Origin of the sequence: Flavobacterium sp. 20NA77.7, assembly GCF_031326205.1 — a bacterium.
Taxonomy (GTDB): domain Bacteria; phylum Bacteroidota; class Bacteroidia; order Flavobacteriales; family Flavobacteriaceae; genus Flavobacterium; species Flavobacterium nakdongensis.
The window spans coordinates 1,808,205-1,832,161 of the sequence record NZ_CP133721.1; the positions used below are offsets into that span (position 1 = coordinate 1,808,205).

General features: G+C 33.1%; 38 protein-coding genes. 3 read left to right on the plus strand and 35 right to left on the minus strand.

The genetic code is table 11. The features are described 5' to 3' along the window. Positions 1–101: 101 nt before the first annotated feature. The 34 genes from eno to rpsL form a co-directional block, all read right to left on the minus strand. Complete coding sequence (eno, locus tag RF683_RS08060; protein ID WP_309531810.1) at positions 102–1,397, minus strand: phosphopyruvate hydratase; 1,296 nt, start codon at positions 1,395–1,397, stop codon at positions 102–104. Positions 1,398–1,513: 116 nt separating this feature from the next. Then, positions 1,514–2,623, minus strand: coding sequence for a glutamine-hydrolyzing carbamoyl-phosphate synthase small subunit (gene carA / locus RF683_RS08065; RefSeq protein ID WP_309531811.1), 1,110 nt, complete (start codon positions 2,621–2,623; stop codon positions 1,514–1,516). Between the two features lie 103 nt (positions 2,624–2,726). Further along, positions 2,727–3,218: a 50S ribosomal protein L17 gene (gene rplQ / locus RF683_RS08070; protein ID WP_309531812.1), complete on the minus strand. Its 492-nt coding sequence runs from the start codon at positions 3,216–3,218 to the stop codon at positions 2,727–2,729. Between the two features lie 63 nt (positions 3,219–3,281). Continuing rightward, positions 3,282–4,274, minus strand: a complete 993-nt coding sequence (locus RF683_RS08075; protein ID WP_309531813.1) for a DNA-directed RNA polymerase subunit alpha — start codon at positions 4,272–4,274, stop codon at positions 3,282–3,284. A 21-nt stretch (positions 4,275–4,295) separates the two neighbouring features. Continuing rightward, positions 4,296–4,901 carry a 30S ribosomal protein S4 gene (rpsD, locus tag RF683_RS08080; protein ID WP_298655770.1) on the minus strand — a complete coding sequence of 202 codons (606 nt, stop codon included), beginning with the start codon at positions 4,899–4,901 and terminating at the stop codon, positions 4,296–4,298. A gap of 82 nt (positions 4,902–4,983) precedes the next feature. Next, entirely contained in the window at positions 4,984–5,367 is a 384-nt protein-coding gene (rpsK, locus tag RF683_RS08085; RefSeq protein WP_091467573.1) for a 30S ribosomal protein S11, read from the minus strand. Positions 5,368–5,379: 12 nt separating this feature from the next. Further along, complete coding sequence (gene rpsM, locus RF683_RS08090) at positions 5,380–5,754, minus strand: 30S ribosomal protein S13 (protein WP_298655766.1); 375 nt, start codon at positions 5,752–5,754, stop codon at positions 5,380–5,382. Positions 5,755–5,756: 2 nt separating this feature from the next. Then, positions 5,757–5,873: a type B 50S ribosomal protein L36 gene (gene ykgO / locus RF683_RS08095; protein ID WP_002987490.1), complete on the minus strand. Its 117-nt coding sequence runs from the start codon at positions 5,871–5,873 to the stop codon at positions 5,757–5,759. A gap of 11 nt (positions 5,874–5,884) precedes the next feature. Then, positions 5,885–6,100, minus strand: a complete 216-nt coding sequence (gene infA / locus RF683_RS08100; protein ID WP_091314296.1) for a translation initiation factor IF-1 — start codon at positions 6,098–6,100, stop codon at positions 5,885–5,887. A 7-nt stretch (positions 6,101–6,107) separates the two neighbouring features. Beyond that, positions 6,108–7,454, minus strand: a complete 1,347-nt coding sequence (secY, locus tag RF683_RS08105; RefSeq protein WP_298655763.1) for a preprotein translocase subunit SecY — start codon at positions 7,452–7,454, stop codon at positions 6,108–6,110. 13 nt (positions 7,455–7,467) lie between these two features. Next, positions 7,468–7,920: a 50S ribosomal protein L15 gene (gene rplO, locus RF683_RS08110; protein ID WP_298655762.1), complete on the minus strand. Its 453-nt coding sequence runs from the start codon at positions 7,918–7,920 to the stop codon at positions 7,468–7,470. 11 nt (positions 7,921–7,931) lie between these two features. Beyond that, positions 7,932–8,114 (minus strand): 50S ribosomal protein L30, encoded by a 183-nt coding sequence (gene rpmD, locus RF683_RS08115; protein WP_298655761.1) that lies wholly within the window; start codon positions 8,112–8,114, stop codon positions 7,932–7,934. Positions 8,115–8,129: 15 nt separating this feature from the next. Continuing rightward, the gene (rpsE, locus tag RF683_RS08120) at positions 8,130–8,654 is read right to left on the minus strand and encodes a 30S ribosomal protein S5 (RefSeq protein ID WP_091467587.1); all 525 of its coding nucleotides are present in this window, start codon (positions 8,652–8,654) and stop codon (positions 8,130–8,132) included. A 7-nt stretch (positions 8,655–8,661) separates the two neighbouring features. Next, positions 8,662–9,015 (minus strand): 50S ribosomal protein L18, encoded by a 354-nt coding sequence (rplR, locus tag RF683_RS08125; protein ID WP_309531814.1) that lies wholly within the window; start codon positions 9,013–9,015, stop codon positions 8,662–8,664. An 11-nt stretch (positions 9,016–9,026) separates the two neighbouring features. Continuing rightward, positions 9,027–9,569 carry a 50S ribosomal protein L6 gene (gene rplF / locus RF683_RS08130; protein ID WP_309531815.1) on the minus strand — a complete coding sequence of 181 codons (543 nt, stop codon included), beginning with the start codon at positions 9,567–9,569 and terminating at the stop codon, positions 9,027–9,029. Between the two features lie 16 nt (positions 9,570–9,585). After that, positions 9,586–9,984 (minus strand): 30S ribosomal protein S8, encoded by a 399-nt coding sequence (gene rpsH, locus RF683_RS08135; RefSeq protein ID WP_298655754.1) that lies wholly within the window; start codon positions 9,982–9,984, stop codon positions 9,586–9,588. Between the two features lie 78 nt (positions 9,985–10,062). Further along, complete coding sequence (gene rpsN, locus RF683_RS08140) at positions 10,063–10,332, minus strand: 30S ribosomal protein S14 (protein ID WP_014387709.1); 270 nt, start codon at positions 10,330–10,332, stop codon at positions 10,063–10,065. A 3-nt stretch (positions 10,333–10,335) separates the two neighbouring features. Then, on the minus strand, positions 10,336–10,887 hold the full coding sequence (gene rplE, locus RF683_RS08145) for a 50S ribosomal protein L5 (RefSeq protein WP_298655753.1): 552 nt from the start codon (positions 10,885–10,887) through the stop codon (positions 10,336–10,338). A gap of 2 nt (positions 10,888–10,889) precedes the next feature. Then, complete coding sequence (gene rplX / locus RF683_RS08150; RefSeq protein WP_298655752.1) at positions 10,890–11,204, minus strand: 50S ribosomal protein L24; 315 nt, start codon at positions 11,202–11,204, stop codon at positions 10,890–10,892. 12 nt (positions 11,205–11,216) lie between these two features. Continuing rightward, positions 11,217–11,585 (minus strand): 50S ribosomal protein L14, encoded by a 369-nt coding sequence (gene rplN, locus RF683_RS08155; protein ID WP_007803649.1) that lies wholly within the window; start codon positions 11,583–11,585, stop codon positions 11,217–11,219. A gap of 2 nt (positions 11,586–11,587) precedes the next feature. Then, positions 11,588–11,845, minus strand: coding sequence for a 30S ribosomal protein S17 (gene rpsQ / locus RF683_RS08160; protein ID WP_298655749.1), 258 nt, complete (start codon positions 11,843–11,845; stop codon positions 11,588–11,590). A 26-nt stretch (positions 11,846–11,871) separates the two neighbouring features. Further along, positions 11,872–12,054, minus strand: coding sequence for a 50S ribosomal protein L29 (gene rpmC, locus RF683_RS08165; RefSeq protein ID WP_298655746.1), 183 nt, complete (start codon positions 12,052–12,054; stop codon positions 11,872–11,874). A 12-nt stretch (positions 12,055–12,066) separates the two neighbouring features. Continuing rightward, on the minus strand, positions 12,067–12,486 hold the full coding sequence (gene rplP / locus RF683_RS08170; protein WP_298655744.1) for a 50S ribosomal protein L16: 420 nt from the start codon (positions 12,484–12,486) through the stop codon (positions 12,067–12,069). Between the two features lie 20 nt (positions 12,487–12,506). Next, positions 12,507–13,238: a 30S ribosomal protein S3 gene (gene rpsC / locus RF683_RS08175; protein WP_309531816.1), complete on the minus strand. Its 732-nt coding sequence runs from the start codon at positions 13,236–13,238 to the stop codon at positions 12,507–12,509. Positions 13,239–13,249: 11 nt separating this feature from the next. Next, a complete protein-coding gene (gene rplV, locus RF683_RS08180) occupies positions 13,250–13,657 on the minus strand; it encodes a 50S ribosomal protein L22 (RefSeq protein WP_288980044.1) in 408 nt (135 codons plus the stop codon). Positions 13,658–13,666: 9 nt separating this feature from the next. Continuing rightward, positions 13,667–13,945 (minus strand): 30S ribosomal protein S19, encoded by a 279-nt coding sequence (rpsS, locus tag RF683_RS08185; RefSeq protein WP_288980047.1) that lies wholly within the window; start codon positions 13,943–13,945, stop codon positions 13,667–13,669. Between the two features lie 11 nt (positions 13,946–13,956). Next, positions 13,957–14,781 carry a 50S ribosomal protein L2 gene (gene rplB, locus RF683_RS08190; protein WP_298660202.1) on the minus strand — a complete coding sequence of 275 codons (825 nt, stop codon included), beginning with the start codon at positions 14,779–14,781 and terminating at the stop codon, positions 13,957–13,959. Positions 14,782–14,787: 6 nt separating this feature from the next. After that, complete coding sequence (rplW, locus tag RF683_RS08195; RefSeq protein ID WP_298660200.1) at positions 14,788–15,078, minus strand: 50S ribosomal protein L23; 291 nt, start codon at positions 15,076–15,078, stop codon at positions 14,788–14,790. Positions 15,079–15,086: 8 nt separating this feature from the next. Next, positions 15,087–15,716: a 50S ribosomal protein L4 gene (rplD, locus tag RF683_RS08200; protein ID WP_309531817.1), complete on the minus strand. Its 630-nt coding sequence runs from the start codon at positions 15,714–15,716 to the stop codon at positions 15,087–15,089. Then, positions 15,716–16,333 (minus strand): 50S ribosomal protein L3, encoded by a 618-nt coding sequence (gene rplC / locus RF683_RS08205; protein WP_309531818.1) that lies wholly within the window; start codon positions 16,331–16,333, stop codon positions 15,716–15,718. The genes rplD and rplC overlap by 1 nt, the downstream gene beginning before the upstream one ends. Positions 16,334–16,531: 198 nt before the next feature. Continuing rightward, complete coding sequence (gene rpsJ, locus RF683_RS08210; RefSeq protein WP_014387696.1) at positions 16,532–16,837, minus strand: 30S ribosomal protein S10; 306 nt, start codon at positions 16,835–16,837, stop codon at positions 16,532–16,534. Positions 16,838–16,848: 11 nt separating this feature from the next. Continuing rightward, a complete protein-coding gene (fusA, locus tag RF683_RS08215; protein ID WP_309531819.1) occupies positions 16,849–18,993 on the minus strand; it encodes an elongation factor G in 2,145 nt (714 codons plus the stop codon). An 11-nt stretch (positions 18,994–19,004) separates the two neighbouring features. Beyond that, positions 19,005–19,481, minus strand: a complete 477-nt coding sequence (gene rpsG / locus RF683_RS08220) for a 30S ribosomal protein S7 (protein WP_309531820.1) — start codon at positions 19,479–19,481, stop codon at positions 19,005–19,007. Positions 19,482–19,512: 31 nt separating this feature from the next. Beyond that, positions 19,513–19,896 (minus strand): 30S ribosomal protein S12, encoded by a 384-nt coding sequence (gene rpsL, locus RF683_RS08225; protein WP_298660191.1) that lies wholly within the window; start codon positions 19,894–19,896, stop codon positions 19,513–19,515. 222 nt (positions 19,897–20,118) lie between these two features. Here rpsL and RF683_RS08230 point away from each other — a divergent pair, with 222 nt between their 5' ends. From RF683_RS08230 to RF683_RS08240, 3 genes are all read left to right on the plus strand, one after another. Continuing rightward, the gene (locus RF683_RS08230; protein WP_309531821.1) at positions 20,119–21,765 is read left to right on the plus strand and encodes a BamA/TamA family outer membrane protein; all 1,647 of its coding nucleotides are present in this window, start codon (positions 20,119–20,121) and stop codon (positions 21,763–21,765) included. Positions 21,766–21,841: 76 nt separating this feature from the next. Further along, a complete protein-coding gene (rlmB, locus tag RF683_RS08235) occupies positions 21,842–22,579 on the plus strand; it encodes a 23S rRNA (guanosine(2251)-2'-O)-methyltransferase RlmB (protein ID WP_309531822.1) in 738 nt (245 codons plus the stop codon). Positions 22,580–22,604: 25 nt separating this feature from the next. Further along, on the plus strand, positions 22,605–23,105 hold the full coding sequence (locus RF683_RS08240; RefSeq protein WP_309531823.1) for a hypothetical protein: 501 nt from the start codon (positions 22,605–22,607) through the stop codon (positions 23,103–23,105). A gap of 18 nt (positions 23,106–23,123) precedes the next feature. Here the strand turns inward: RF683_RS08240 and RF683_RS08245 are convergent, their stop codons facing one another. Beyond that, positions 23,124–23,906, minus strand: a complete 783-nt coding sequence (locus RF683_RS08245) for a rhomboid family intramembrane serine protease (protein ID WP_309531824.1) — start codon at positions 23,904–23,906, stop codon at positions 23,124–23,126. Between the last annotated feature and the right edge of the window lie 51 nt (positions 23,907–23,957).

Below are 23,957 nucleotides of genomic sequence, written 5' to 3' on the forward strand. Positions count from 1 at the left end.
AGATATATATAAAATCTATTACAAAAAAAGAGCGTCTTATTTGTATAAAAAAAGCCGATACTATTCTATCGGCTTTAGTTTATAATCAATTTAATACTAATTTATTTTTTAATTTTAAAAGCATTTACGCCTGGAAAATAGGCTACGTCTGCTAATTCTTCTTCTATTCTTAATAGTTGATTGTACTTTGCCATACGATCAGAACGAGAAGCTGAACCTGTTTTAATTTGACCACAATTTAAGGCCACGGCTAAATCGGCAATGGTATTGTCTTCTGTTTCACCTGAACGATGAGACATTACAGAAGTGTATCCTGCATTATGAGCCATATTAACAGCCGCAATTGTTTCAGAAAGTGTTCCTATTTGGTTTACTTTAATCAAAATTGAATTAGCAATTCCGTTATCAATTCCTTTGGCTAAACGCTCTACATTAGTAACAAATAAATCATCACCAACTAATTGTACTTTATCGCCAATCTTTTCGGTTAATAATTTCCACCCTTCCCAATCATCTTCATACATTCCATCTTCTATTGAAATAATAGGATATTTTGTAGCTAATTCTGCTAAATAAGTAGCTTGTTCTTCTGATGTTCTAATTTTACCTGTTTCACCTTCAAATTTTGTGTAGTCGTATTTTCCGTTTACATAAAATTCTGAAGCTGCACAATCAAGAGCTACCATCACATCTCCACCAAATGTATATCCTGCTTTTTCAACAGCTAATTTGATTGAATCTAATGCGTCTTCTGTACCACCAGCTAAGTTAGGTGCAAATCCACCTTCATCACCTACTGCAGTAGATAAATTTCTATCGTGTAATACTTTTTTAAGATTATGGAAAATTTCCGTACCCATTTGCATCGCATGTGTAAATGATTTTGCCTTTACTGGCATAATCATAAATTCTTGAAAAGCGATTGGCGCATCAGAATGCGAACCTCCATTGATGATATTCATCATAGGAACAGGTAACGTATTACCCGAGACCCCTCCTACATATCTATATAATGGCATTCCTAATTCGTTAGCAGCAGCTTTTGCAACAGCTAATGATACCCCTAAAATAGCGTTAGCTCCTAAATTTGATTTATTTGGAGTACTGTCTAATTCAATCATCATTTTATCAATAGCATTTTGTTCAAAAACTGACATTCCTACCAATTCGGAAGCAATTGTTATATTCACATTTTCAACAGCTTTATATACTCCTTTACCCATAAAAGCCTGTCCGCCATCTCTTAATTCTACAGCTTCATGCTCACCCGTAGACGCTCCACTAGGTACAGCTGCTCTACCTAAAATACCATTCTCTGTAATTACATCTACTTCAACAGTAGGATTACCTCTCGAATCTAATATTTGTCTTGCGTGTACTTTAATTATTATACTCATATTGTTTAATTTAGAAAATAGAATTTCAATTAATTTAATTTGTTTAGATATACAAAATTAAGGATTAAGTAGTTCTTACACCTATAAAAAGAATACTATTTATAAACGATAACGTTTTAGTTTTTAGCTGTTTTTATATTTTCAATAAATTGATCAAAAAGATAGCTGGAATCATGTGGCCCTGGACTAGCTTCAGGATGGTATTGTACCGAAAAACAGTTTTTATTTTTCATTCGCATTCCTGCTACAGTTCCGTCATTTAAATGAACATGAGTAAGTTCGAAATCGGGATGTTTTTCTAGTTCTTCTTTCACTACTGCAAATCCATGATTTTGCGATGTAATTTCTCCTTTACCCGTAAGTATATTCTTTACAGGATGATTTATTCCTCTATGTCCATTAAACATTTTGTAGGTTGAGATTCCGTTTGCTAAAGCAATTACTTGATGTCCCAAACAAATTCCAAATAATGGCTTATTATCACCCAAAATTTGTCGTGCTACTTCTTGTGCGGCAAACAATGGATCTGGATCACCAGGGCCATTAGACAGAAAATATCCGTCTGGATTAAAACTTTTCAGGTCTTCGTAACTTGCATTATATGGAAAAACTTTGATGTAGCAATCTCTACTCGCTAAATTTCGTAAGATATTTGTTTTTATACCCAAATCTAAAGCAGAAATTTTATATGTGGATTGTTCATCTCCAAAGAAATAAGGCAATGTAGTTGAAACTTTTGAAGCCAACTCTAATCCTTTCATGTCGGGCATTTCAGCTAATTTAGCTTTTAAAGTATCAAGAGGTGTGTCATCTGTACATATTACCCCGTTCATAGCGCCGTTATCTCGAATATAACTTACCAATGCTCTCGTGTCTACATCAGAAATAACAATTAAGTTTTGTTTGTCTAAATATTCGTATAAACTTTCTGAAGCATCTGGTCTAGAATAAGTAAAACTAAAATTTTTACAAACTAAGCCTGCAATTTTTACTCCATCTGATTCAACTTCTTTTTCGTTCACACCATAATTTCCGATGTGAGCATTTGTTGTAACCATAATTTGACCATAATAAGAAGGGTCTGTAAAAATTTCTTGGTATCCAGTAGTTCCTGTGTTAAAAGCTATTTCTCCAAATGTTGTGCCAGCAATACCCACAGATTTTCCGTAAAATATTGTACCATCTTTCAGTAGCAATAATGCTTGAGGTCTATTTGTATATTTCATGTTGTGTTGTTGTATGTTGCAAAGTTAAATATTAATTATTAGATATAAAAAAAGGATAAACATTACGTTTATCCTTTTTTTATTTAAATCAATATTTTCATGATTATTCAGCAGCTTCAGAATTTTCTTCTGTAGTTTCAACAGCTGGTGTTTCAGCAACTGATGCATCCTCCACTTTTTTAGCTCTACTTCTACGAGTTGTTTTCTTAGCTTCTTTTTTAGTAGCATTATATAATGTATTGAAATCTACTAATTCAATCATTGCCATATCAGCGTTATCCCCAAGACGGTTACCCAATTTAATAATACGAGTATATCCTCCTGGACGGTCGCCAACTTTAGCAGCTACTTCTCTGAATAATTCAGTAACAGCATATTTATTTCTCAAATACGAGAAAACGATACGTCTATTGTGAGTAGTATCTTCTTTAGATTTAGTAACAAGCGGTTCTACAAATTGTTTCAAAGCTTTTGCTTTTGCCACAGTAGTATTAATACGCTTATGTTCAATTAACGAACAAGCCATATTAGCAAGCATAGCTTTTCTATGTCCTGTTTGTCTACTTAAATGATTAAATTTTTTTCCGTGTCTCATGACGTCTTTTTTTTAACCTTCATCTTGCATCAATCCACTTTGGAGAGCAAAATATGAAGTAATTTATTCTTTATCTAACTTGTATTTTGTTAAGTCCATTCCGAAAGTAAGTCCTTTAACAGCAACTAATTCGTCTAATTCTGTTAAAGATTTTTTACCGAAATTACGGAATTTCATTAAGTCATTTTTATTGAAAGAAACTAAGTCTCCTAGCGTATCAACTTCAGCCGCTTTTAAACAATTTAAAGCTCTTACTGATAAATCCATATCTACAAGTTTAGTTTTTAACAACTGTCTCATGTGTAAAGATTCTTCATCGTAAGATTCAGTTTGAGCAATTTCATCAGCCTCTAATGTAATTCTCTCATCTGAGAATAACATAAAATGATGAATTAGAGTTTTAGCTGCTTCGGTTAATGCATCTTTTGGATGAATAGAACCATCAGTAATGATTTCAAAAACTAATTTTTCATAATCAGTTTTTTGTTCCACACGATAGTTTTCAATTGAATACTTCACATTTTTTACAGGCGTATAGATAGAGTCTGTAAAGATGGTACCAATTGGAGCATTTTGTTTTTTATTCTCTTCAGCTGGAACATAACCTCTACCTTTTTCGATAGTAAGTTCCATGTTGATGTTAGTTTTACTATCAAGATTACAAATTACCAATTCAGGGTTTAAAACTTGAAAACCAGAAATAAATTTTTGGAAATCACCTGCAGTTATTTGATCTTTTCCTGATAAAGAAATAGAAACAGACTCATTATCAATATCCTCAATTTGACGTTTAAAACGTACTTGTTTTAAGTTTAAGATAATTTCTGTTACATCTTCTACAACACCTGAAATAGTAGAGAACTCATGTTCCACACCATCAATTTTAACAGACGTTATAGCAAAACCTTCAAGAGAAGAAAGTAAAACTCTTCTTAGTGCATTACCAACAGTCAATCCATAACCAGGTTCTAAAGGTCTAAATTCAAATTTACCTTCAAAATCGGTTGAATCGATCATGATAACTTTATCGGGCTTTTGAAAATTAAATATTGCCATATTTTCGACTAATGTCAATTATTATTTGTTATACAACTCAACGATTAGTTGCTCTTTGATATTTTCTGGAATTTGGATTCTTTGAGGTACAGCAACAAAAGTACCTTCTTTTGTATCGTTATTCCAAGTAATCCATTCATACACAGTAGATGAATTAGCTAAAGAACGATCGATAGCTTCTAGAGATTTTGATTTTTCACGAACTGCCACTTTATCACCTGGTTTAAGGTGATAAGAAGGAATGTTCACCACTTCTCCATTCACAGTAATATGTCTGTGTGAAACTAATTGACGAGCACCTCTACGAGTAGGAGCTACACCCATTCTGTAAACCACGTTATCTAAACGAGATTCACATAATTGTAAAAGGATTTCACCTGTTACACCTGAAGCAGCTGATGCTTTTTCAAAAAGGTTTCTGAATTGACGCTCTAAAATACCATAGGTATATTTAGCTTTTTGCTTTTCCATTAACTGAACAGCATATTCAGATTTTTTTCCTCTTCTTTTAGCCAAACCATGTTGTCCAGGAGGATAGTTTCTTTTTTCGAAGGCTCTGTCTTCTCCGAAAATAGCTTCGCCGAATTTACGTGCGATTTTTGTTTTTGGACCAGTATATCTTGCCATTTCTAAATTTAAATTAAGGTAGGGATTATGAATTAAGGTCTTTCCTTCGATAATCTAATTCCTACCTAGTTTATACTAATAATTATACTCTTCTTCTTTTTGGAGGACGACATCCATTGTGAGGCATTGGAGTTACATCAATAATTTCTGTAACTTCAATTCCACTATTATGGATAGATCTGATAGCAGATTCTCTACCGTTTCCAGGACCTTTAACGTAAACTTTTACTTTTTTTAGTCCAGCTTCAAGAGCTACTTTTCCACAATCTTCAGCGGCCATTTGAGCTGCATATGGAGTATTCTTTTTAGAACCTCTAAAGCCCATTTTACCGGCAGAAGACCAAGAAATAACTTCACCTTTCTTATTTGTCAAAGAAATGATGATATTGTTAAAAGTAGCGTTAATATGCGCTTCTCCAGAAGACTCAACGATAACTTTACGTTTTTTTGTAGTTGCCTTAGCCATATTACTTACTTATTATTTAGTTGCTTTTTTCTTGTTAGCAACAGTTTTTCTTTTACCTTTTCTTGTTCTCGAATTGTTTTTCGTTCTTTGTCCTCTTAAAGGAAGTCCCGCTCTATGACGGATTCCTCTTTGACAACCGATATCCATTAAACGTTTAATGTTTAATTGAATTTCAGAACGTAGTTCACCTTCGATTTTAAATGATGAAACCGCTTCACGGATTGCTCCGATTTCGTCATCATTCCAATCAGATACTTTTTTATCCTGACTAACCTGAGCTTTTTCTAAAATCTCAGTAGCTCTGCTTTTACCAACACCAAAAATGTATGTTAAAGCAATAATTCCTCTTTTGTTTTTAGGTATATCAACCCCTGCAATTCTTGCCATAATTATCCTTGTCTTTGTTTAAATCTAGGATTCTTTTTATTAATAACGTATAATCTACCTTTTCTACGCACGATAATACATTCTGCGCTTCTTTTTTTAACTGATGCTCTTACTTTCATTTTAATAGCCTTTAGTATCTATAAGTAATTCTAGCTTTTGACAAATCATAAGGGCTCATTTCAAGTTTTACCTTGTCGCCTGGTAATAATTTAATGTAATGCATACGCATTTTACCAGAGATATGAGCAATTACAACATGTCCATTTTCTAATTCTACACGGAACATAGCATTTGACAATGCCTCTACTATTGAACCGTCTTGTTCTATTGCTGATTGTTTTGCCATAATATTATTAAGCTACAGCTTTTCTATTTTTACCACTTTTCATTAAGCCATCATAATGTTTATTTAACAAATACGAATTGATTTGTTGAATAGTGTCGATTGCAACTCCAACCATGATGATTAATGAAGTTCCGCCATAAAAATAAGCCCAAGAACCTTGTACATTTAATAATCCGTGAATAATTGCTGGGAACACAGCTATTAATGCTAGGAAAATAGAACCAGGGAAGGTTATAAGCGACATTAATTTATCAAGGAAATCTCCTGTTTCAGCTCCGGGTTTAATACCTGGAATGAAACCTCCACTTCTTTTTAAATCATCTGCCATTTTATTTGTTGGCACCGTAATGGCGGTGTAAAAATACGTAAAAATTATAATTAATAATGCAAAAACAACATTATATACTAATCCAAACGGATCTTTAAACATACTTGAGATGCTTAAAGCAGCGTCAGACTTAGATAATCCAGCGATTGCAGCAGGTATAAACATAATTGCTTGCGCAAAAATAATTGGCATAACTCCTGCAGAATTTAATTTTAAAGGGATAAATTGTCTATTATCGCCTAAAGAATCAACTTCAAAATCACCAGAAACAGATCTTCTAGCATATTGAACCTGTACTTTTCTTAATGCCATTACTAATAAAATACATGCTATTATTACTAATAACCATATAATTATTTCAATAACAATTTTCATGATTCCACCATTATTTTGAGATACTGCTGATCCAATTTCTTGAATAAACGCTTCTGGCATTCTAGCCAAAATACCTACCATAATTAATAATGAAATACCATTTCCAATTCCTTTTTCAGTTATTCTTTCACCTAACCACATGGCAAAAATTGTACCTGTTACGATTATTAATACTGAACCGAATAACGGGAAGAAACTGAAAAAATCGCCACTGAATGCATCTCCTGGTAATGTATTTTTTAGATTATAAATATAACCAGGACCTTGTACTAGGGTAATACCTATTGTTAACCAACGAGTAATTTGATTCAATTTCTTTCTACCACTTTCACCATCTTTTTGTAGTTTTTGTAAATAAGGAATAGCAATTCCCATTAATTGCACTACAATAGATGCAGATATGTATGGCATGATTCCCAATGCAAAGATGGAAGCTTCCGAAAAAGCACCACCTGTAAATACATTAATTAACCAACCAATACCTTGATCTGTTTGGTTAGAAAGATTTTGCAATTTAGTTGCATCAATCCCTGGCAAAGTTACTTGTGAACCGAAACGGTACACAAGTAAAATTCCTAGAGTAACTAAAATTTTGTTTTTTAGTTCTTCTATTTTCCAAACATTGACTAATGAATCTATAAATTTCTTCATCTTGATTTAAGAATTATAAAGTTACTGCTTCACCTCCAGCTGCTTCAATAGCTGCTTTCGCTGTTGCGGTAAATTTGTGAGCACTTACTTTTAGTTTAGCTTTTAGCTCACCTCTACCTAAAATCTTAACCAAGCTATTTTTAGTAGCTAAACGATTTTCTACTAATACTGTAAAATCTACAGTATCTGTAACAATACCATTATCAACTAAATTTTGTAATGTATCAAGATTTACGCCTTGATATTCTACTCTATTGATATTTTTGAAACCAAATTTTGGAACTCTTCTTTGTAACGGCATTTGACCACCTTCAAAACCAATTTTTTTAGAGTATCCTGAACGAGATTTTGCTCCTTTGTGACCTCTTGTAGAAGTACCACCTTTTCCAGAACCTTGTCCTCTACCTACTCTTTTATTTTGGTTGTGAGTTGACCCTTCAGCCGGTTGTAAGTTACTTAAATTCATAACTATTCGTGTTATTTAGTTTCTTCTACAGAAACTAAGTGTTTAACTTTATTTACCATTCCAAGGATAGCAGGACTTGCATCGTGCTCAACAACTTGTCCCATTTTACGAAGACCTAATGCTTCTAACGTTCTTTTTTGAACTAATGGACAGTTGATTTTACTTTTCACTTGTTTTACTAAAATTTTTGCCATGATTTCCTTGTATTATTAACCTTTAAATACTTTGTCTAATGATACACCTCTTTGTTTAGCAACTGTTGCAGCGCTTCTCATCTGTAGTAAAGCATCAAAAGTAGCTTTTACCACATTATGAGGGTTAGATGAACCTTGAGATTTTGATAATACATCATGGATACCAACTGATTCTAAGACCGCACGTACAGCACCACCGGCAATTACTCCAGTACCGTGTGACGCAGGCATTAAAAATACTCTAGCTCCACCAAATTTACCTTTTTGCTCGTGAGGAACAGATTGTCCACTTAAAGGAATTTTTACTAAATTTTTCTTTGCATCTTCAACTGCTTTTGCAATTGCTTCAGATACATCTTTAGATTTTCCTAATCCGTGTCCAACTACTCCGTTTTCATCACCTACTACAACGATAGCAGAGAAACCAAATGCTCTACCTCCTTTAGTAACTTTAGTAACACGATTAACACTTACCAAACGGTCTTTTAATTCAAGACCTGCTGGTTTTACTAATTCTACGTTTTTATAATTGTGATACATATCCTAATTAGAATTTAAGTCCAGCTTCTCTAGCTCCTTCAGCTAATGATTTAACACGTCCGTGGTATAAATTTCCTCCTCTATCAAAAGAGATGGTAGTTATACCCGCTTTAAGAGCTTTTTCAGCTATCGATTTTCCTACTGCATTTGCAGTTTCAATTTTAGTACCTTTAGTAGCAATTTCTTTGTCTCTTGAAGAGGCTGCAACTAAAGTAACACCGTTTACATCATCTATGATTTGTGCATAGATTTCCTTATTACTTCTAAAAACAGAAAGTCTAGGTTGAGCAGCAGTTCCGCTTACAGTCTTTCTGATTCTGAACTGTATTCTTTGTCTTCTTTCAGATTTTGTTAATGACATAACTTTAATTTTTAAGCTGATTTACCTGCTTTTCTTCTTAATTCTTCACCAACAAACTTAACTCCTTTACCTTTGTAAGGTTCTGGTTTACGGAAAGATCTGATTTTAGCAGCTACCTGTCCTAAAAGTTGTTTGTCAAATGATGTTAATTTTACTATCGGATTTTTACCTTTTTCTGAGATGGTTTCTACATTCACTTCAGAAACTACTTCTAATACGATGTTGTGAGAGAAACCTAAAGCTAAGTCTAATTTTTGACCTGCATTAGAAGCTCTATAACCAACTCCTACTAATTCTAATTCTTTTGTGAAACCTTCAGAAACACCTACAATCATATTATTGATTAAGGCACGATACAATCCGTGTTTCGCTCTTTCAGTTTTATAATCAGATGAACGTTCAACGATAACTTGGTTATCTTCGATTTTTACCGTTACATCAGAAAAATCCTGAGAAAGCTCGCCTAATTTTCCTTTTACTGTAACTACAGCATCTTTAACTTCTACAGTTACTCCTGCTGGAATTGCAATTGGATTTTTACCTATTCTTGACATTCTCTTGGTCTTTTTATTAGTATACGTAACAAATTACTTCACCGCCCACATTTAATTGTTTAGCTTGCTTTCCTGTCATTACACCTTTAGATGTAGAAACAATTGCAATTCCTAAACCATTTAAGATTCTAGGGATGTTTGTTGAACTTGCATATTTACGTAAACCTGGTTTACTAATTCTTTGGATATCTCTAATTACTGCTTCTTTAGTATCTTTATCATACTTTAAAGCGATTTTGATTGTACCTTGAACGGAACTATCATCAAATTTGTAACTTAAGATATATCCTTGATCGAATAAAATCTTAGTGATTTCTTTTTTAAGATTAGAAGCTGGAATTTCTACCACTTTGTGGTTAGCTCTCACAGCATTTCTGATTCTTGTTAAAAAATCTGCAATAGGATCTGTATACATATTTATGAAATTGTGACTATGGTTTTCAATAAACACTCATTTACTGAACCTTTAATCAATTAATAAAATTTAATTTAATTACCAGCTTGCTTTTTTAACACCTGGAATCAAACCTTGGTTTGCCATTTCACGGAATGTTACACGTGAAATACCAAATTGTCTCATGTACCCTCTTGGTCTTCCTGTTAATTTACATCTGTTGTGTACTCTAACTGGACAAGAATTTTTTGGTAATTTTTGTAAACCTTCAAAATCTCCAGCTTCTTTTAAAGCTTTTCTTTTTTCAGCATACTTTTCTACTAATGCAATTCTTTTCACCTCACGGGCTTTCATTGATTCTTTAGCCATAACTTAATTCTTTTTAAAAGGTAATCCTAATTCTGCTAATAATGATTTTGCCTCTTTATCTGTATTTGCAGAAGTTACAAATGTAATATCAAACCCGGCAATTTTGTTTACTTTATCAATATCAATTTCTGGGAAAATGATTTGCTCTAAAACACCTAAGTTATAATTACCTCTTCCGTCAAATCCAGTTGATTTGATACCACCAAAATCTCTTACACGAGGTAAAGCTGAAGTAATAAGTCTATCTAAAAACTCATACATTCTTTCTCCTCTTAAAGTAACTTTAGCACCAATAGGCATCCCTTTTCTTAATTTAAAAGACGCAACGTCTTTCTTAGAAATAGTAGGAACTGCTTTTTGTCCTGTAATTTTAGTTAATTCTTCAACTGCGTAATCAACTAATTTTTTATCAGAAACAGCAGCACCAACGCCACGGCTAATTACAATTTTTTCTAATTTTGGAACTTGCATTACATTCTTGTAACCAAATTCTTCTCTCAAAGCAGCAATAACTCTACTTTTATATTCTTCCTTTAGTCTAGGTAAATAAGCCATAACTATAATACTTGATTAGATTTTTTTGAAAATCTTACTTTCTTATCTCCTTCTATTTTAAAACCTACTTTAGTAGTTCCTTTTGTTTTAGGATCTATTAAAGCAATGTTTGAAATTTGTATAGGAGCTTCTTTTTTCACAATTCCGCCTTGAGGATTTTGCGCGCTTGGTTTCGTATGTTTTGAAACCATGTTTACACCTTCTACTACGGCTTTATTTTTTTCACGAAGAACACGTAACACTTTTCCCTCTTGACCTTTATGGTCACCAGCGATAACTCTTACTAGATCTCCTGATTTAATTTTTAGCTTTATCATATCTATTTAGAATTAAAGCACTTCAGGTGCTAATGATACAATTTTCATGAATTGTTTTTCACGAAGTTCTCTTGCTACGGGACCAAAAACACGAGTACCTCTCATTTCACCAGCAGCGTTTAATAACACACATGCGTTGTCATCAAATCTGATGTATGAACCATCGGCTCTTCTCACTTCTTTTTTAGTACGTACAACAACTGCAGTTGATACCGCTCCTTTTTTAACGTTTCCGTTAGGAGTAGCATCTTTAATAGAAACTACAATTTTATCTCCAACAGAGGCATAACGACGTTTCGTTCCTCCTAATACACGGATAGTTAAAACTTCTTTAGCTCCCGTGTTATCTGCTACTTTTAATCTTGATTCTTGTTGTACCATAATTACTTCGCTCTTTCAATGATTTCAACTAATCTCCAACATTTAGTTTTAGATAAAGGTCTTGTTTCCATGATCTTTACTGTATCACCAATGTTACAGTCATTTTTTTCGTCGTGTGCAACATATTTCTTTGTTTTTAACACGAACTTACCGTATAAAGGGTGTTTTACTCTTCTTGTTTCAGAAACAACAATAGATTTCTCCATTTTGTTGCTAGTAACAACACCAACTCTTTCTTTTCTTAAATTTCTTTTTTCCATCTTTCAGTAGAATACAATTAGTGTAACTATCGTTTGCTTATTTCTGTAGCAACCCTAGCTACTTCTCTTCTCAATGTTCTTAATTGAAGCGGATTAGCAATTGGAGAAATGGTATGAGCCATTTTTAACTCCATATAAGACTTCTTCAATTCACCAAGTTTGTTTTGTAACTCAGCTACTGATAGATTTGATAATTCTGATTTTTTCATAATTAAATTTTATTATGCTTCGAAATCTCTAGCAACTACAAACTTAGTTTTTACAGGAAGTTTTTGAGCTGCTAAGCGTAAAGCTTCTTTAGCAATAGAAAGTGGCACGCCACCAACTTCAAACATAATTCTTCCTGGTTTTACAACTGCAGCCCAATATTCGACTGCACCTTTTCCTTTACCCATACGTACTTCAAGTGGTTTTTTCGTAATTGGTTTGTCTGGGAAAATTTTAATCCATAATTGACCTTCTCTTTTCATGTAACGAGTTGCAGCAATACGTGCAGCTTCAATTTGACGAGAAGTAATAAAGCATGAATCTAAAGATTTTATTCCAAACATACCATTAGAAAGTACATGACCTCTTTGAGAGACACCTTTCATTTTACCCTTCTGTACCTTACGGTATTTTGTTCTTTTAGGTTGTAACATTTCTCTTTAATTTAAAATAATTACTTTCTTTTGCGTTGGTTTGGTTTACCATTTCCTTTTGGAGAAGATGATCCTGTAGATTTTGGTCCTTTTTTGTCCATACCTACTAACGGAGAAAGATCTCTTTTCCCGTAAACTTCACCTTTCATTATCCATACTTTGATACCCATTCTACCGTAAGTAGTATGTGCTTCAGCTAATGAATAATCAATATCAGCTCTGAAAGTTGATAATGGAATTCTACCTTCTTTGAAGTGCTCAGAACGTGCCATTTCAGCGCCATTTAAACGGCCAGAAATCATAACTTTGATTCCTTCAGCGTTCATTCTCATAGCAGCAGCAATAGCCATTTTGATTGCTCTTCTGTAAGAAATTCTACTTTCAATTTGACGTGCAATAGAATTTGCTACTAAATAAGCATCTAATTCTGGTCTTTTGATTTCGAAAATATTGATTTGAATTTCCTTATCAGTAATTTTCTTAAGTTCTTCTTTTAACTTGTCTACCTCTTGACCTCCTTTACCAATAATGATACCTGGACGAGCCGTAGTGATAGTAACGGTTACAAGTTTTAAAGTTCTCTCGATAATTATTTTTGATACACTAGCTTTTGCTAAACGAGCGTGGATATACTTTCTGATTTTAGCGTCTTCAGCAATTTTATCGCCGTAGTCGTTTCCACCATACCAGTTAGAATCCCATCCTCTGATGATACCAAGTCTGTTACCTATTGGATTTGTCTTTTGTCCCATACTGTTTATAATTAGCTTTGTGTGTTATTATTTGCTCCTAAAACCACTGTTACATGATTAGAGCGTTTTCTAATTCTGTGTGCACGACCTTGAGGTGCTGGACGTAATCTTTTTAACATCATACCTCCGTCAACTCTGATCTCTTTTACAAATAAGCCTGCTTCTTCTAAATTTGCGTCAGCATTTTTAGCTTGCCAATTGGCGATAGCTGATAATACTAATTTCTCTAACTTTTTAGAAGCTTCTTTTGAACTGAATCTTAATATATTAAGAGCATTTTCTACTTTCTGACCTCTTACTAAGTCTGCAACTAAACGCATTTTTCTTGGTGAAGAAGGGCAGTTATTTAACTTAGCAAAAGCGATTTGCTTGTTAGCTTCTTTTCTTTGCTCTGCTGCTTCTCTTTTACGAACTCCCATGACTTCTTATTATTTTTTACCTTTATTTTTTGCACCAGCATGACCTCTAAAAGATCTTGTTGGCGAAAATTCTCCTAATTTATGACCTACCATGTTCTCAGTAATATATACCGGAACGAATTGGCGACCATTATGAACAGCGATAGTTTGTCCCACAAAATCTGGAATAATCATTGATGCTCTTGACCAAGTCTTAACCACATTTTTGTTACCACCAGCAATGTTTTCTTGTACTTTTTTCTCTAATTTAAAATGTACAAATGGTCCTTTTTTTAATGAACGTGCCATGTCTTACTAAATTATTTCTTTCTACGTTCTACAATATACTTATTACTCGGGTTAACTTTAGAACGAGTTCTATAACCTTTAGCTGGTAAACCTTTTCTTGAACGTGGGTGACCTCCTGAAGAACGTCCTTCACCACCTCCCATAGGGTGATCAACTGGGTTCATTGCAACTGGTCTTGTTCTAGGTCTTCTTCCTAACCATCTTGATCTACCTGCTTTACCTGAAACTACTAATTGGTGGTCTGAATTTGAAACCGCTCCGATTGTAGCCATACAAGTTAATAAGATTAATCTTGTTTCACCTGAAGGCATTTTGATAGTAGCATATTTACCATCTCTTGCCATTAATTGAGCAAATGTTCCTGCAGAACGTGCAATAACTGCACCTTGACCAGGTCTTAACTCAATACAAGAAATAACTGTTCCTAGAGGAATTTTACTTAAAGGTAATGCATTTCCAATTTCTGGAGCTGCGTTTTCACCTGAAACCAAAGTTTGTCCTACTTTTAAACCATTTTGTGCAATGATATATGTTTTTGCACCATCAGCATATGACAATAATGAAATAAATGCTGAACGATTTGGATCGTATTCAATTGTTTTTACTGTAGCTGGAATTCCAACTTTAGCTCTTTTAAAATCAATTACACGATACTTTTGTTTATGACCACCACCTGTATAACGCATGGTCATTTTTCCTTGACTATTTCTACCTCCTGAGTTTTTTTTCGGAGCCAATAATGAACGCTCCGGCTTATCAGTTGTAATAGTGTCAAAGCTATTTACAACTCTAAATCGCTGACCAGGGGTAATAGGTTTTAATTTTCTAACTGACATTTTCTATTAGATATTAGTATAAAAATCTATTGTTTCTCCTTCTTTAACTTGAACAACTGCTTTTTTGTAAGCATTTGTTTTTCCACTGATTAATCCACTTTTAGTGTACTTAACCGATCTGTCAGCTCTATAGTTCATTGTGTTTACTGCAATAACAGATACACCATAAGCAGACTCAATAGCTTTTTTAATTTCTACTTTGTTTGCTTTTTTATCAACTACAAATCCAAAACGGTTAAATATTTCACCATCTTTAGTGATTTTTTCAGTTATGATGGGTTTAATTATAACGCTCATAATCTAAATTATTTACTTAAATTAGCTTCAATACCTTCTACTGCTCCTTCAAAAAGAACTAGACTATTTGTGTTTAAAATAGTGTAAGTACTTAATTCTGAATCCATTACAACAGAAGTTGATTTTAAATTGCGCGACGACAAATATACATTTTTATTTGAATCACCCAACACGAATAAAGATTTTTTATTATCTAACCCTAAAGCTTTCAATACATTAATGAAATTTTTAGTATTTGGTGTATCAAATGTAAAATCTTCTACCACGATTAAATTACTCTCATTTGCTTTCATTGACAAAGCAGATTTACGAGCTAATCTTTTTAAATTCTTGTTTAATTTGAAAGAATAGTTTCTTGGTTTTGGACCAAAAATTCTACCCCCACCAACAAACACAGGAGATTTAACACTACCTGCACGAGCCGTACCTGTACCTTTTTGTTTTTTAATTTTTCTAGTACTTCCAGCAATTTCAGCTCTTTCTTTAGACTTGTGAGTACCTTGTCTTTGATTAGCTAAGTACTGTTTAACATCTAAATAGACAGCATGTTTATTAGGCTCAATTGCGAAAACAGCATCAGAAAGTTGAACCTTACGACCTGTATCTTTTCCGTTGATATCTAAAACTTTTACTTCCATTACTTCTGAATGATTACATAAGAGTTTTTGTGACCTGGTACACATCCTTTAACTACTAAAAGATTTTTGTCAGCAACCACTTTTAAAACTCTAAGGTTTTGAATTGTTACATTTTCTCCTCCTGTTCTTCCGGCCATTCTCATACCTTTGAACACTCTAGATGGATAAGATGAAGCTCCTACAGAACCTGGTGCTCTTAAACGGTTATGTTGACCGTGAGTAGCTTGTCCTACTCCGCCAAATCCATGACGTTTAACAACTCCTTGGAATCCTTTTCCTTTAGATACTCCAACTACATCTACAAATTCTCCTTCAGCGAATAAATCAACATTGATTACATCACCTAATTTGAAATCCTCCTCAAATCCTTGAAATTCAACAACTTTCTTCTTAGCCACCGTTCCTGCTTTTTTGAAGTGTCCTGCTTCAGCTTTAATAGTGTGCTTTTCAGTTTTGTCATCGAAACCAAGTTGGAGAGCTTCATACCCGTCAACCGCATTGGTTCTGACTTGGGTAACAACGCATGGCCCAGCCTCAATAACAGTACATGGAATGTTTTTCCCATTCTCGTCAAAGATGCTAGTCATACCGATTTTTCTTCCGATTAACCCAGACATAAAAACTTAATTATTAATTAAACATTGATACTCAATGGCATAAATAGCCATTTTTTTGAGCGTGCAAATATAGAAATTAAAAATTTATTAACAAAACTAATTTGCTAACTTTTTTAAAAACAAATATATACTTCTCAATTATACTAAAAAAACCGAGTAGTATTCCTACTCGGTTTTTCTTATTATTATAGGATAAAGTTAAACTTTGATCTCTACTTCTACTCCACTAGGCAATTCTAATTTCATTAGTGCATCAATAGTTTTCGATGAAGAACTATAGATGTCTAATAATCTTTTATAAGAACTTAATTCAAATTGCTCTCTTGATTTTTTGTTTACGTGTGGAGAACGTAATACTGTGAAAATTCTTTTGTGTGTAGGTAACGGAATAGGACCAGTTACAACTGCACCTGTACTTTTTACAGTCTTTACAATCTTCTCAGCAGATTTATCTACTAAATTATGATCGTATGATTTTAATTTTATTCTAATTTTTTGACTCATCTTGTTAAAAATTAAGCGTTACCTTTTGCTTTTTTAATTACTTCATCTGAAATATTTGAAGGTGTTTGCTCATAATGAGAAAACTCCATAGTAGATGTAGCGCGTCCTGAAGATAATGTTCTTAATGTTGTTACATATCCAAACATCTCTGATAAAGGCACATTAGCTTTGATTACTTTTGAACCAGCTCTATCACCCATATCATTAACCTGACCTCTTCTTCTATTTAAATCCCCTACGATATCACCCATATTTTCTTCTGGAGTGATAACTTCAATTTTCATTATTGGTTCTAAGATTACAGCTCCAGCAGCTTTTGCTACTTCTTTGTATCCTAATTTTGCTGCCAATTCGAATGATAAAGCATCTGAATCCACAGGGTGGTAAGAACCATCTAATAAAGTAACTTTTAAGCTATCAACCGCATAACCCGCTAAAGGTCCTTGTTTCATAGCTTCTTTGAAACCTTTTTCTACAGCAGGCACATATTCTCTAGGCACGTTACCTCCTTTTACTTCGTTGAAGAATTGTAACCCAACTTGACCTTCATCTGCTGGCTCTAAACGGAAAACGATATCACCAAATTTACCACGTCCACCTGATTGTTTTTTATAAACTTCTCTATGTTCTGCAGATCTAGTAAATGCTTCTTTGTATTCAACTTGTGGCTCACCTTGGTTTACCTCTACTTTGAATTCACGTTTCATACGATCAACTAAGATATCTAAGTGAAGCTCACCCATACCTGAAATGATTGTTTGACCTGAAGCCTCATCTGTTCTAACTGTAAATGTTGGATCTTCTTCAGCTAATTTAGCTAAAGCCATACCCATTTTATCTACGTCAGCTTTAGTTTTAGGCTCGATAGCAATACCAATTACTGGATCTGGGAATTTCATAGACTCAAGAATAATTGGGTGTTTTTCATCACACATTGTATCTCCAGTCTTGATATCTTTAAATCCTACTGCCGCACCAATATCTCCTGCTTCGATATAATCGATTGGATTTTGTTTATTAGCGTGCATTTGATAAATACGAGAAATTCTTTCTTTATTTCCAGAACGTGTATTTAAAATATATGAACCAGCATCTAAACGACCAGAATATGCACGGAAGAAAGCTAAACGTCCTACATAAGGATCTGTTGCAATTTTAAATGCTAAAGCTGCAAAAGGCTCTTTCACATCTGGACGACGTAAAATTTTCTTTTGATCTTCCTCTAACAAATCTTGATCATCTGGATGAATACCTGTAATACCTTCTTTATCTACTGGCGATGGCAAGTATTTACATACTGCATCTAACATGAATTGAACACCTTTATTTTTGAATGAAGAACCACAAATCATTGGAATAATAGCCATATCAATGGTAGCTGCTCTCAATGCATTGTTGATTTCTTCTTCAGTAATAGAGTTTTCATCCTCCATGTATTTGTCTAATAAATTTTCATCGTATTCCGCAACAGCTTCAATTAAAGTAGAACGATATTGTTTTACTTCATCAGCCATATCTGCTGGAATATCGATTACGTCAAATGTAGCTCCTTGAGTTTCATCATGCCATACAATAGCTTGATTCTTAACTAAATCTACTACTCCTTTGAAGTCAGCTTCTTCACCAATAGGCAAAGTAATAGCAACAGCATTAGATTTTAACATATCTCTAACTTGTTGACAAACTGCTAAAAAGTTTGATCCTTGACGGTCCATTTTATTAACAAACCCCATACGAGGCACTCGATATTGATCAGCTAATCTCCAGTTTGTTTCAGATTGTGGCTCAACACCATCAACTGCAGAAAACAAGAATACTAACCCATCTAATACACGTAACGAACGGTTTACTTCAACTGTAAAGTCAACGTGTCCCGGAGTATCAATAATATTAAAGTGGTATGGTTTTGAATCTGGCGTATTTACACCTTGATTTGTTGGGAAATTCCAAGTACAAGTTGTAGCAGCTGAAGTAATTGTAATACCTCTTTCTTGCTCTTGTGCCATCCAGTCCATTGTTGCAGCACCATCATGTACTTCACCAATTTTGTGTGATTTTCCTGTATAGAATAAGATACGCTCTGTCGTAGTGGTTTTTCCTGCATCAATATGAGCAGCAATACCTATATTTCTTGTAAATTTTAAATCTCTAGCCATTTCTTTATGAATTAAAATCTAAAATGAGAGAATGCTTTGTTAGCTTCTGCCATTTTGTGAGTATCCATTCTTTTCTTAACTGCAGCACCTTCTTCTTTAGCCGCAGCTAAAATTTCAGAAGCAAGTTTTCCAGCCATTGATTTTTCATTTCTTTTTCTAGCATACAAAATCATCCATTTAATTGCCATAGAAATTTTTCTATCTGGACGAATTTGCATTGGAATTTGGAATGTAGCTCCACCCACACGACGTGAACGAACTTCTACATGAGGCATAACATTAGTTAATGCATCTTTCCATATTTCTAATGAAGGTTTTTCTTCATCTTGCTTTTTAGATTCTACGATTTCTAATGCATCGTAAAACACTTTAAAAGCAACTGATTTTTTACCGTCCCACATTAAGTTGTTAACGAAACGTGTAACTAACTGATCGTTAAACTTTGGGTCTGGTAAAAGAGGTCTTTTTTTGGCCTGTCTTTTTCTCATTTCTTTTCTTTTTTAAAGTTTAGCGTTACTATTATTTTGCAGCTGGTTTTGGACGTTTAGCTCCATACTTAGATCTTCTCTGAGTACGGTCTTTAACTCCTGCTGTGTCTAACGCACCACGAACGATGTGGTATCTAACTCCTGGTAAATCTTTTACCCTTCCACCTCTAACTAATACTATCGAGTGCTCTTGTAGATTGTGTCCTTCTCCTGGGATGTAAGCATTCACTTCATTACCATTTGTTAAACGAACCCTAGCAACTTTACGCATTGCAGAGTTTGGTTTTTTTGGCGTTGTAGTATAAACACGCGTACAAACACCTCTTCTTTGAGGACAAGAATCTAAAGCAGCCGATTTACTCTTCTTAGTTATTTTGGCTCTTCCTGTTCTAACTAATTGTTGAATTGTTGGCATAATTACTAATAAATTAATACTTGTTTTAACTACCCTATTTTAGGGGATGCAAAGGTAGAAATTATTTTTTATTATCCAAATGCAATTTTAATTATTTTATTTTGAGCAAGTTGAAAACAAAAAACATAGTAGTAAGTTGACACCATTCATACGAACAAAATTACCACACGCTTTAAGTCTGAATTTATAATTTTACTTTATATTTACCTCGTGAAAAATTATTTGTCTTTTTTTCTACTTTTTAGCCTATGTGGCCTAAGTCAAAATTATTACTTAAGAATTGAAAGCCCATCTGTTCTTGAAAAGAAAATTATTGACAGTCTTAACTATTCCTCTAAACTTCCTTCTGTAAAAAAGATTATTGAAGAACAACAAGCATTTCAGAACAAATTACTACTAGCCGGATTTTTAGAAGCTGAAATTAGTAAGCAGGAAAAAACAAACGATTCTACATTTGTTTTTACCTATTCACTAGGAAACCAAACAAAAAATATTTTAGTTCGATATAATGATTTGTCTACATTTGATAAAAATCTTCTAGAAATAGATACCGACCCAAAACTATTACTTTCGGAGGTTGAAAATTATTTAAATACTAAACTCAACCTATTAGAAAAAAAAGGATATGCGCAAGCTAAATTAAAACTCATTAATTTTAAAATACAGCAAACTTCACTTGAAGCTAATTTACATTTAGAACTAAATGCTATTCGAAAAATTAACAAACTCGTTGTTTCTGGTTATTCCGATTTTCCTAAAGGAGTGAAAAAACTATATGAAAAAAAATATGCAGGAATAACATTTAACCAAGAAACCGTTAAGACAATATATAAAGATTTTAATAGTCTTTCTTTCGTAAATCAACCTAAATATCCCGAAGTATTATTGACAAAAGATTCAACAGATATTTATATTTATTTAGAAAAAAGAAAAAACAATAGTTTTGATGGTTTTGTTGGATTTGGAACAAATGAAGCAAAACAAAAACTTCAATTTAATGGGTATCTTGATTTAAATTTATACAACAATTTAAATAAAGGAGAACGATTTAACTTATATTGGAAAAACGACGGAAATAAACAAAGTACTTTTAATGCAAAGTTAGAATTAGCCTACTTGTTTCAATTGCCATTAGCCTTTAAAGGAAACTTAAAAATTTTTAGACAAGACACTATTTTCCAACAAAGTAGCTTTGATGCAGACTTGGGTTATATGTTTTCCTATAACACAAAAGCATACATAGGCGTTAAAGAAAGTACATCTGAAGCGATTCAAAAAAATCCGAATGCTACTTTAAAAGATTTGACGTCTAATTTTATGACTACTTCTATTTCGCATCAGAAACTAAATTATGACAATGAAGTGTTTCCAGAAGTGTTTTCGATGAATATAAAAATGGGGATTGGTTCTCGAAAAATTGGTCTTGACAAAACAAATCAATTTTTTAGTCAACTGCAAGCTAATTATCTCCTTGAAGTAAATAAAAAAAATTATATACACTTAAAAACAGATACGTATTATTTACAAAGTACAACCTATTACACAAATGAACTTTACCGATTTGGCGGAATACAATCTATAAGAGGTTTTAATGAAAATAGCTTGCAAGGTAATTTATTTACTGGTGTTTTTACCGAATATAGATATATTGTTGCTTCTAATTTATATGTACATACCCTTACTGATTTTGGTTATTTTCAAGACAAAGCAAACCAAACATCTGCCAATTTATACGGGTTTGGATTTGGAATTGGTTTACTTAATAAAAGTGGTATTTTTAATTTAGTATATGCCAATGGTTCATCAAGTGGGCAAGCTTTTAAATTATCAAACTCGATTGTTCAAGTGAGTTTAAAAACTACTTTTTAAAAAACTAATAAAAGTAAATTTCACCACCTTTTTTCTTTTTCCTTTTTCCTTAACTCTTTCTTACTATCTTTGCAGCATGAAGAATGACAATCAAATATTCGGGATTAGAGCAATCATTGAAGCTATCCAATCAGGAACAATCATTGATAAAGTATTTATTCAAAAAGAATCTCAAGGCGATTTAATGCGAGAATTGCTTAAAAGCATTAAATCTAAGAACATAAACTTTAGTTATGTTCCTGTAGAAAAGCTAAACCGAATGACCGCTATGAATCATCAAGGTGCAGTAGCTACAATTTCTCCTATTGCTTTTCATGAATTAGAAGACATGATTGTTAGCACAACAGAACAAGGAAAAATGCCTTTATTTTTAATCCTAGACCAATTGTCAGATGCTCGTAACTTTGGCGCCATTATTAGAACCGCAGAATGTACGGGTGTAAACGGAATAATTATCCAAAAACAAGGAAGTGCTCCTGTAAACGGCGATACAGTTAAAACTAGCGCTGGGGCTGTCTTTAATGTGCCTATTTGTAAAGTAGACCATATTAAAGATGCCATTTTTCATTTGCAAGGAAGTGGCATTAAAACTGTAGCCGCTACTGAAAAAACAGATCAAAACATTTATGACATTAACTTCAACGAACCTGTTGCGATTATTATGGGTAATGAAGAACGTGGTGTAAACCCATCGGTATTAAAAGTAGTGGATGAAAAAGCAAAATTACCAATGTACGGAACTATTGAATCTTTAAATGTATCTGTGGCTTGTGGGGCTTTTTTATATGAAGTGGTGAGACAGCGTCTTGTTTAATTTTTCAATTTGAAAATTAGTCAATATGTCAATTGATAAAAGAAAGAAATTTGGTTTTTTTATTTTTGCAATCTTCTTATTTTGCTATTTCTTTTATTTATTAGATAAAAATGAAATATTAGAAATTAAACAACAAGGCTTTAAATCATTTGTTTGTTTAGGATTAATTCCTTTGAGCTTTTTTTCAATCCTATTTTCATTTTTTAGTTTTAAAAAAATGAGCACAAGATTTATTGTATCACTTCTTCCAACAATTGCTATTATTCAAATTTTGAGTTTTGGAATTGTAAGAACCGTATTTGTTTCATCCGCTTGGAAAACCCAACACATATATTATCAGAACAAATTTGATTCAAGTAAAAAAGTTGAATATCAAATGATGGATATTGGTGCATTTGGATATAGAAGAAGAACTGTAGAAGTAAATTATATCACGGATTGGTTTTTTATTTCAAAAGAAGTAGGAATTTACAATTCTGATTGGAAAAAGGTAACTATTGAGGTTAACGAATTGAAACTAAAATAAATTCCCTCATTATCAATATCATTTCTCTCTTTTTCCTAAAAACTCATAAATCACTTTAATAGAAGATTTAAAATACGAATCCACTTCTGTTTCTTCAATACTTTCAGGTTTTGGTGGATTTATAAAATTTCCATTTTCGTCAAATTGTTTGAAAAAAGGTTTATCTGTTGGATCAAAATTAGGATGTTCCCAATCATAAAAAATGGGCTTTTCAAATTGTGGCGTTTTAATTAGAATACTCAAAAATAAACCAGTGACAAATCCTGAAAAATGAGCCTCCCATGAAATACCTTCTTTTGCTACATGCTCGCCAGGAAACATAAACCACACCATTCCACCATATACTAGCACAATGCTTAAAGACAAGGCAATCAATCTAAAATATTTTGTGATGATGCCTTTAAAAAACATAAAACTGACCAAACAATAAATCAAGCCGCTTGCTCCTATATGATAACTATTTCTACCTACTAACCATGTTCCCATTCCTAAAACTAAAATTCCTACTAAAAGTACTTGCCAAAATTGTGCGCGATAAAAATAGCGTAATGCGGCTACTAAGAAAAAAATTGGAATTGAATTATAAAGTAAATGCTTAAAATCAGCATGTATGAAAATATGAACAGGGATTCCGCGCAGCCCTTTCCAAGTTTTAGGTAAAATTCCAAATTCAAATATATTTGGGCAATAATGTGTATCAAAATAAAAACCAGTCCACATTAACAAGACAAACACCAACGGTAAAAACCATACCGAAGGCGAAAAATAAAAATTTTTATCTATTGATGAATGTGTGTTCATGTTTCTTTCCTTTCAAAAGTAAAGCCAAATTTTGAATTACGCTAATTTGTC

Coding starts and splice junctions, on each gene's coding strand:
- rpsK (WP_091467573.1), bottom strand. CDS start 5,367: ATGGCTAAGGCAACTACAAAAAAACGTAAAGTTATCGTTGAGTCTTCT.
- RF683_RS08240 (WP_309531823.1), top strand. CDS start 22,605: ATGTCAATTGATAAAAGAAAGAAATTTGGTTTTTTTATTTTTGCAATC.
- rplE (WP_298655753.1), bottom strand. CDS start 10,887: ATGGCTTATTTACCTAGACTAAAGGAAGAATATAAAAGTAGAGTTATT.
- rpsJ (WP_014387696.1), bottom strand. CDS start 16,837: ATGAGTCAAAAAATTAGAATAAAATTAAAATCATACGATCATAATTTA.
- rplV (WP_288980044.1), bottom strand. CDS start 13,657: ATGGGAGTTCGTAAAAGAGAAGCAGCAGAGCAAAGAAAAGAAGCTAAC.
- eno (WP_309531810.1), bottom strand. CDS start 1,397: ATGAGTATAATAATTAAAGTACACGCAAGACAAATATTAGATTCGAGA.
- rlmB (WP_309531822.1), top strand. CDS start 21,842: ATGAAGAATGACAATCAAATATTCGGGATTAGAGCAATCATTGAAGCT.
- RF683_RS08075 (WP_309531813.1), bottom strand. CDS start 4,274: ATGGCAATATTTAATTTTCAAAAGCCCGATAAAGTTATCATGATCGAT.
- rpsH (WP_298655754.1), bottom strand. CDS start 9,984: ATGTATACAGATCCTATTGCAGATTTTTTAACAAGAATCAGAAATGCT.
- secY (WP_298655763.1), bottom strand. CDS start 7,454: ATGAAGAAATTTATAGATTCATTAGTCAATGTTTGGAAAATAGAAGAA.
- rpsQ (WP_298655749.1), bottom strand. CDS start 11,845: ATGGAAAAAAGAAATTTAAGAAAAGAAAGAGTTGGTGTTGTTACTAGC.
- carA (WP_309531811.1), bottom strand. CDS start 2,623: ATGAAATATACAAATAGACCTCAAGCATTATTGCTACTGAAAGATGGT.
- rplP (WP_298655744.1), bottom strand. CDS start 12,486: ATGTTACAACCTAAAAGAACAAAATACCGTAAGGTACAGAAGGGTAAA.
- rpsM (WP_298655766.1), bottom strand. CDS start 5,754: ATGGCAAGAATTGCAGGGGTTGATATACCTAAAAACAAAAGAGGAATT.
- rplW (WP_298660200.1), bottom strand. CDS start 15,078: ATGAGCGTTATAATTAAACCCATCATAACTGAAAAAATCACTAAAGAT.
- rpsG (WP_309531820.1), bottom strand. CDS start 19,481: ATGAGAAAAAGACAGGCCAAAAAAAGACCTCTTTTACCAGACCCAAAG.
- rpsL (WP_298660191.1), bottom strand. CDS start 19,896: ATGCCAACAATTCAACAATTAGTTAGAACAGGAAGAGCCAAAATAACT.
- infA (WP_091314296.1), bottom strand. CDS start 6,100: ATGGCAAAACAATCAGCAATAGAACAAGACGGTTCAATAGTAGAGGCA.
- rplX (WP_298655752.1), bottom strand. CDS start 11,204: ATGATAAAGCTAAAAATTAAATCAGGAGATCTAGTAAGAGTTATCGCT.
- rplR (WP_309531814.1), bottom strand. CDS start 9,015: ATGTCATTAACAAAATCTGAAAGAAGACAAAGAATACAGTTCAGAATC.
- rplC (WP_309531818.1), bottom strand. CDS start 16,333: ATGTCTGGGTTAATCGGAAGAAAAATCGGTATGACTAGCATCTTTGAC.
- rplO (WP_298655762.1), bottom strand. CDS start 7,920: ATGAATTTAAGTAACTTACAACCGGCTGAAGGGTCAACTCACAACCAA.
- rpsC (WP_309531816.1), bottom strand. CDS start 13,238: ATGGGACAAAAGACAAATCCAATAGGTAACAGACTTGGTATCATCAGA.
- rpsS (WP_288980047.1), bottom strand. CDS start 13,945: ATGGCACGTTCATTAAAAAAAGGACCATTTGTACATTTTAAATTAGAG.
- rpsE (WP_091467587.1), bottom strand. CDS start 8,654: ATGTATCACAATTATAAAAACGTAGAATTAGTAAAACCAGCAGGTCTT.
- rplF (WP_309531815.1), bottom strand. CDS start 9,569: ATGTCAAGAATAGGTAAAAATCCAATTGCAATTCCAGCAGGAGTAACT.
- rplD (WP_309531817.1), bottom strand. CDS start 15,716: ATGGAAGTAAAAGTTTTAGATATCAACGGAAAAGATACAGGTCGTAAG.
- rpsN (WP_014387709.1), bottom strand. CDS start 10,332: ATGGCTAAAGAATCAATGAAAGCCCGTGAGGTGAAAAGAATTGCATTA.
- rpsD (WP_298655770.1), bottom strand. CDS start 4,901: ATGGCAAGATATACTGGTCCAAAAACAAAAATCGCACGTAAATTCGGC.
- ykgO (WP_002987490.1), bottom strand. CDS start 5,873: ATGAAAGTAAGAGCATCAGTTAAAAAAAGAAGCGCAGAATGTATTATC.
- rplB (WP_298660202.1), bottom strand. CDS start 14,781: ATGTCAGTTAGAAAATTAAAACCTATTACCCCTGGTCAGCGATTTAGA.
- rpmD (WP_298655761.1), bottom strand. CDS start 8,114: ATGGCAAAAATTTTAGTAAAACAAGTGAAAAGTAAAATCAACTGTCCA.
- RF683_RS08245 (WP_309531824.1), bottom strand. CDS start 23,906: ATGAACACACATTCATCAATAGATAAAAATTTTTATTTTTCGCCTTCG.
- fusA (WP_309531819.1), bottom strand. CDS start 18,993: ATGGCTAGAGATTTAAAATTTACAAGAAATATAGGTATTGCTGCTCAT.
- rpmC (WP_298655746.1), bottom strand. CDS start 12,054: ATGAAAAAATCAGAATTATCAAATCTATCAGTAGCTGAGTTACAAAAC.
- rplQ (WP_309531812.1), bottom strand. CDS start 3,218: ATGAGACACGGAAAAAAATTTAATCATTTAAGTAGACAAACAGGACAT.
- rplN (WP_007803649.1), bottom strand. CDS start 11,585: ATGGTACAACAAGAATCAAGATTAAAAGTAGCAGATAACACGGGAGCT.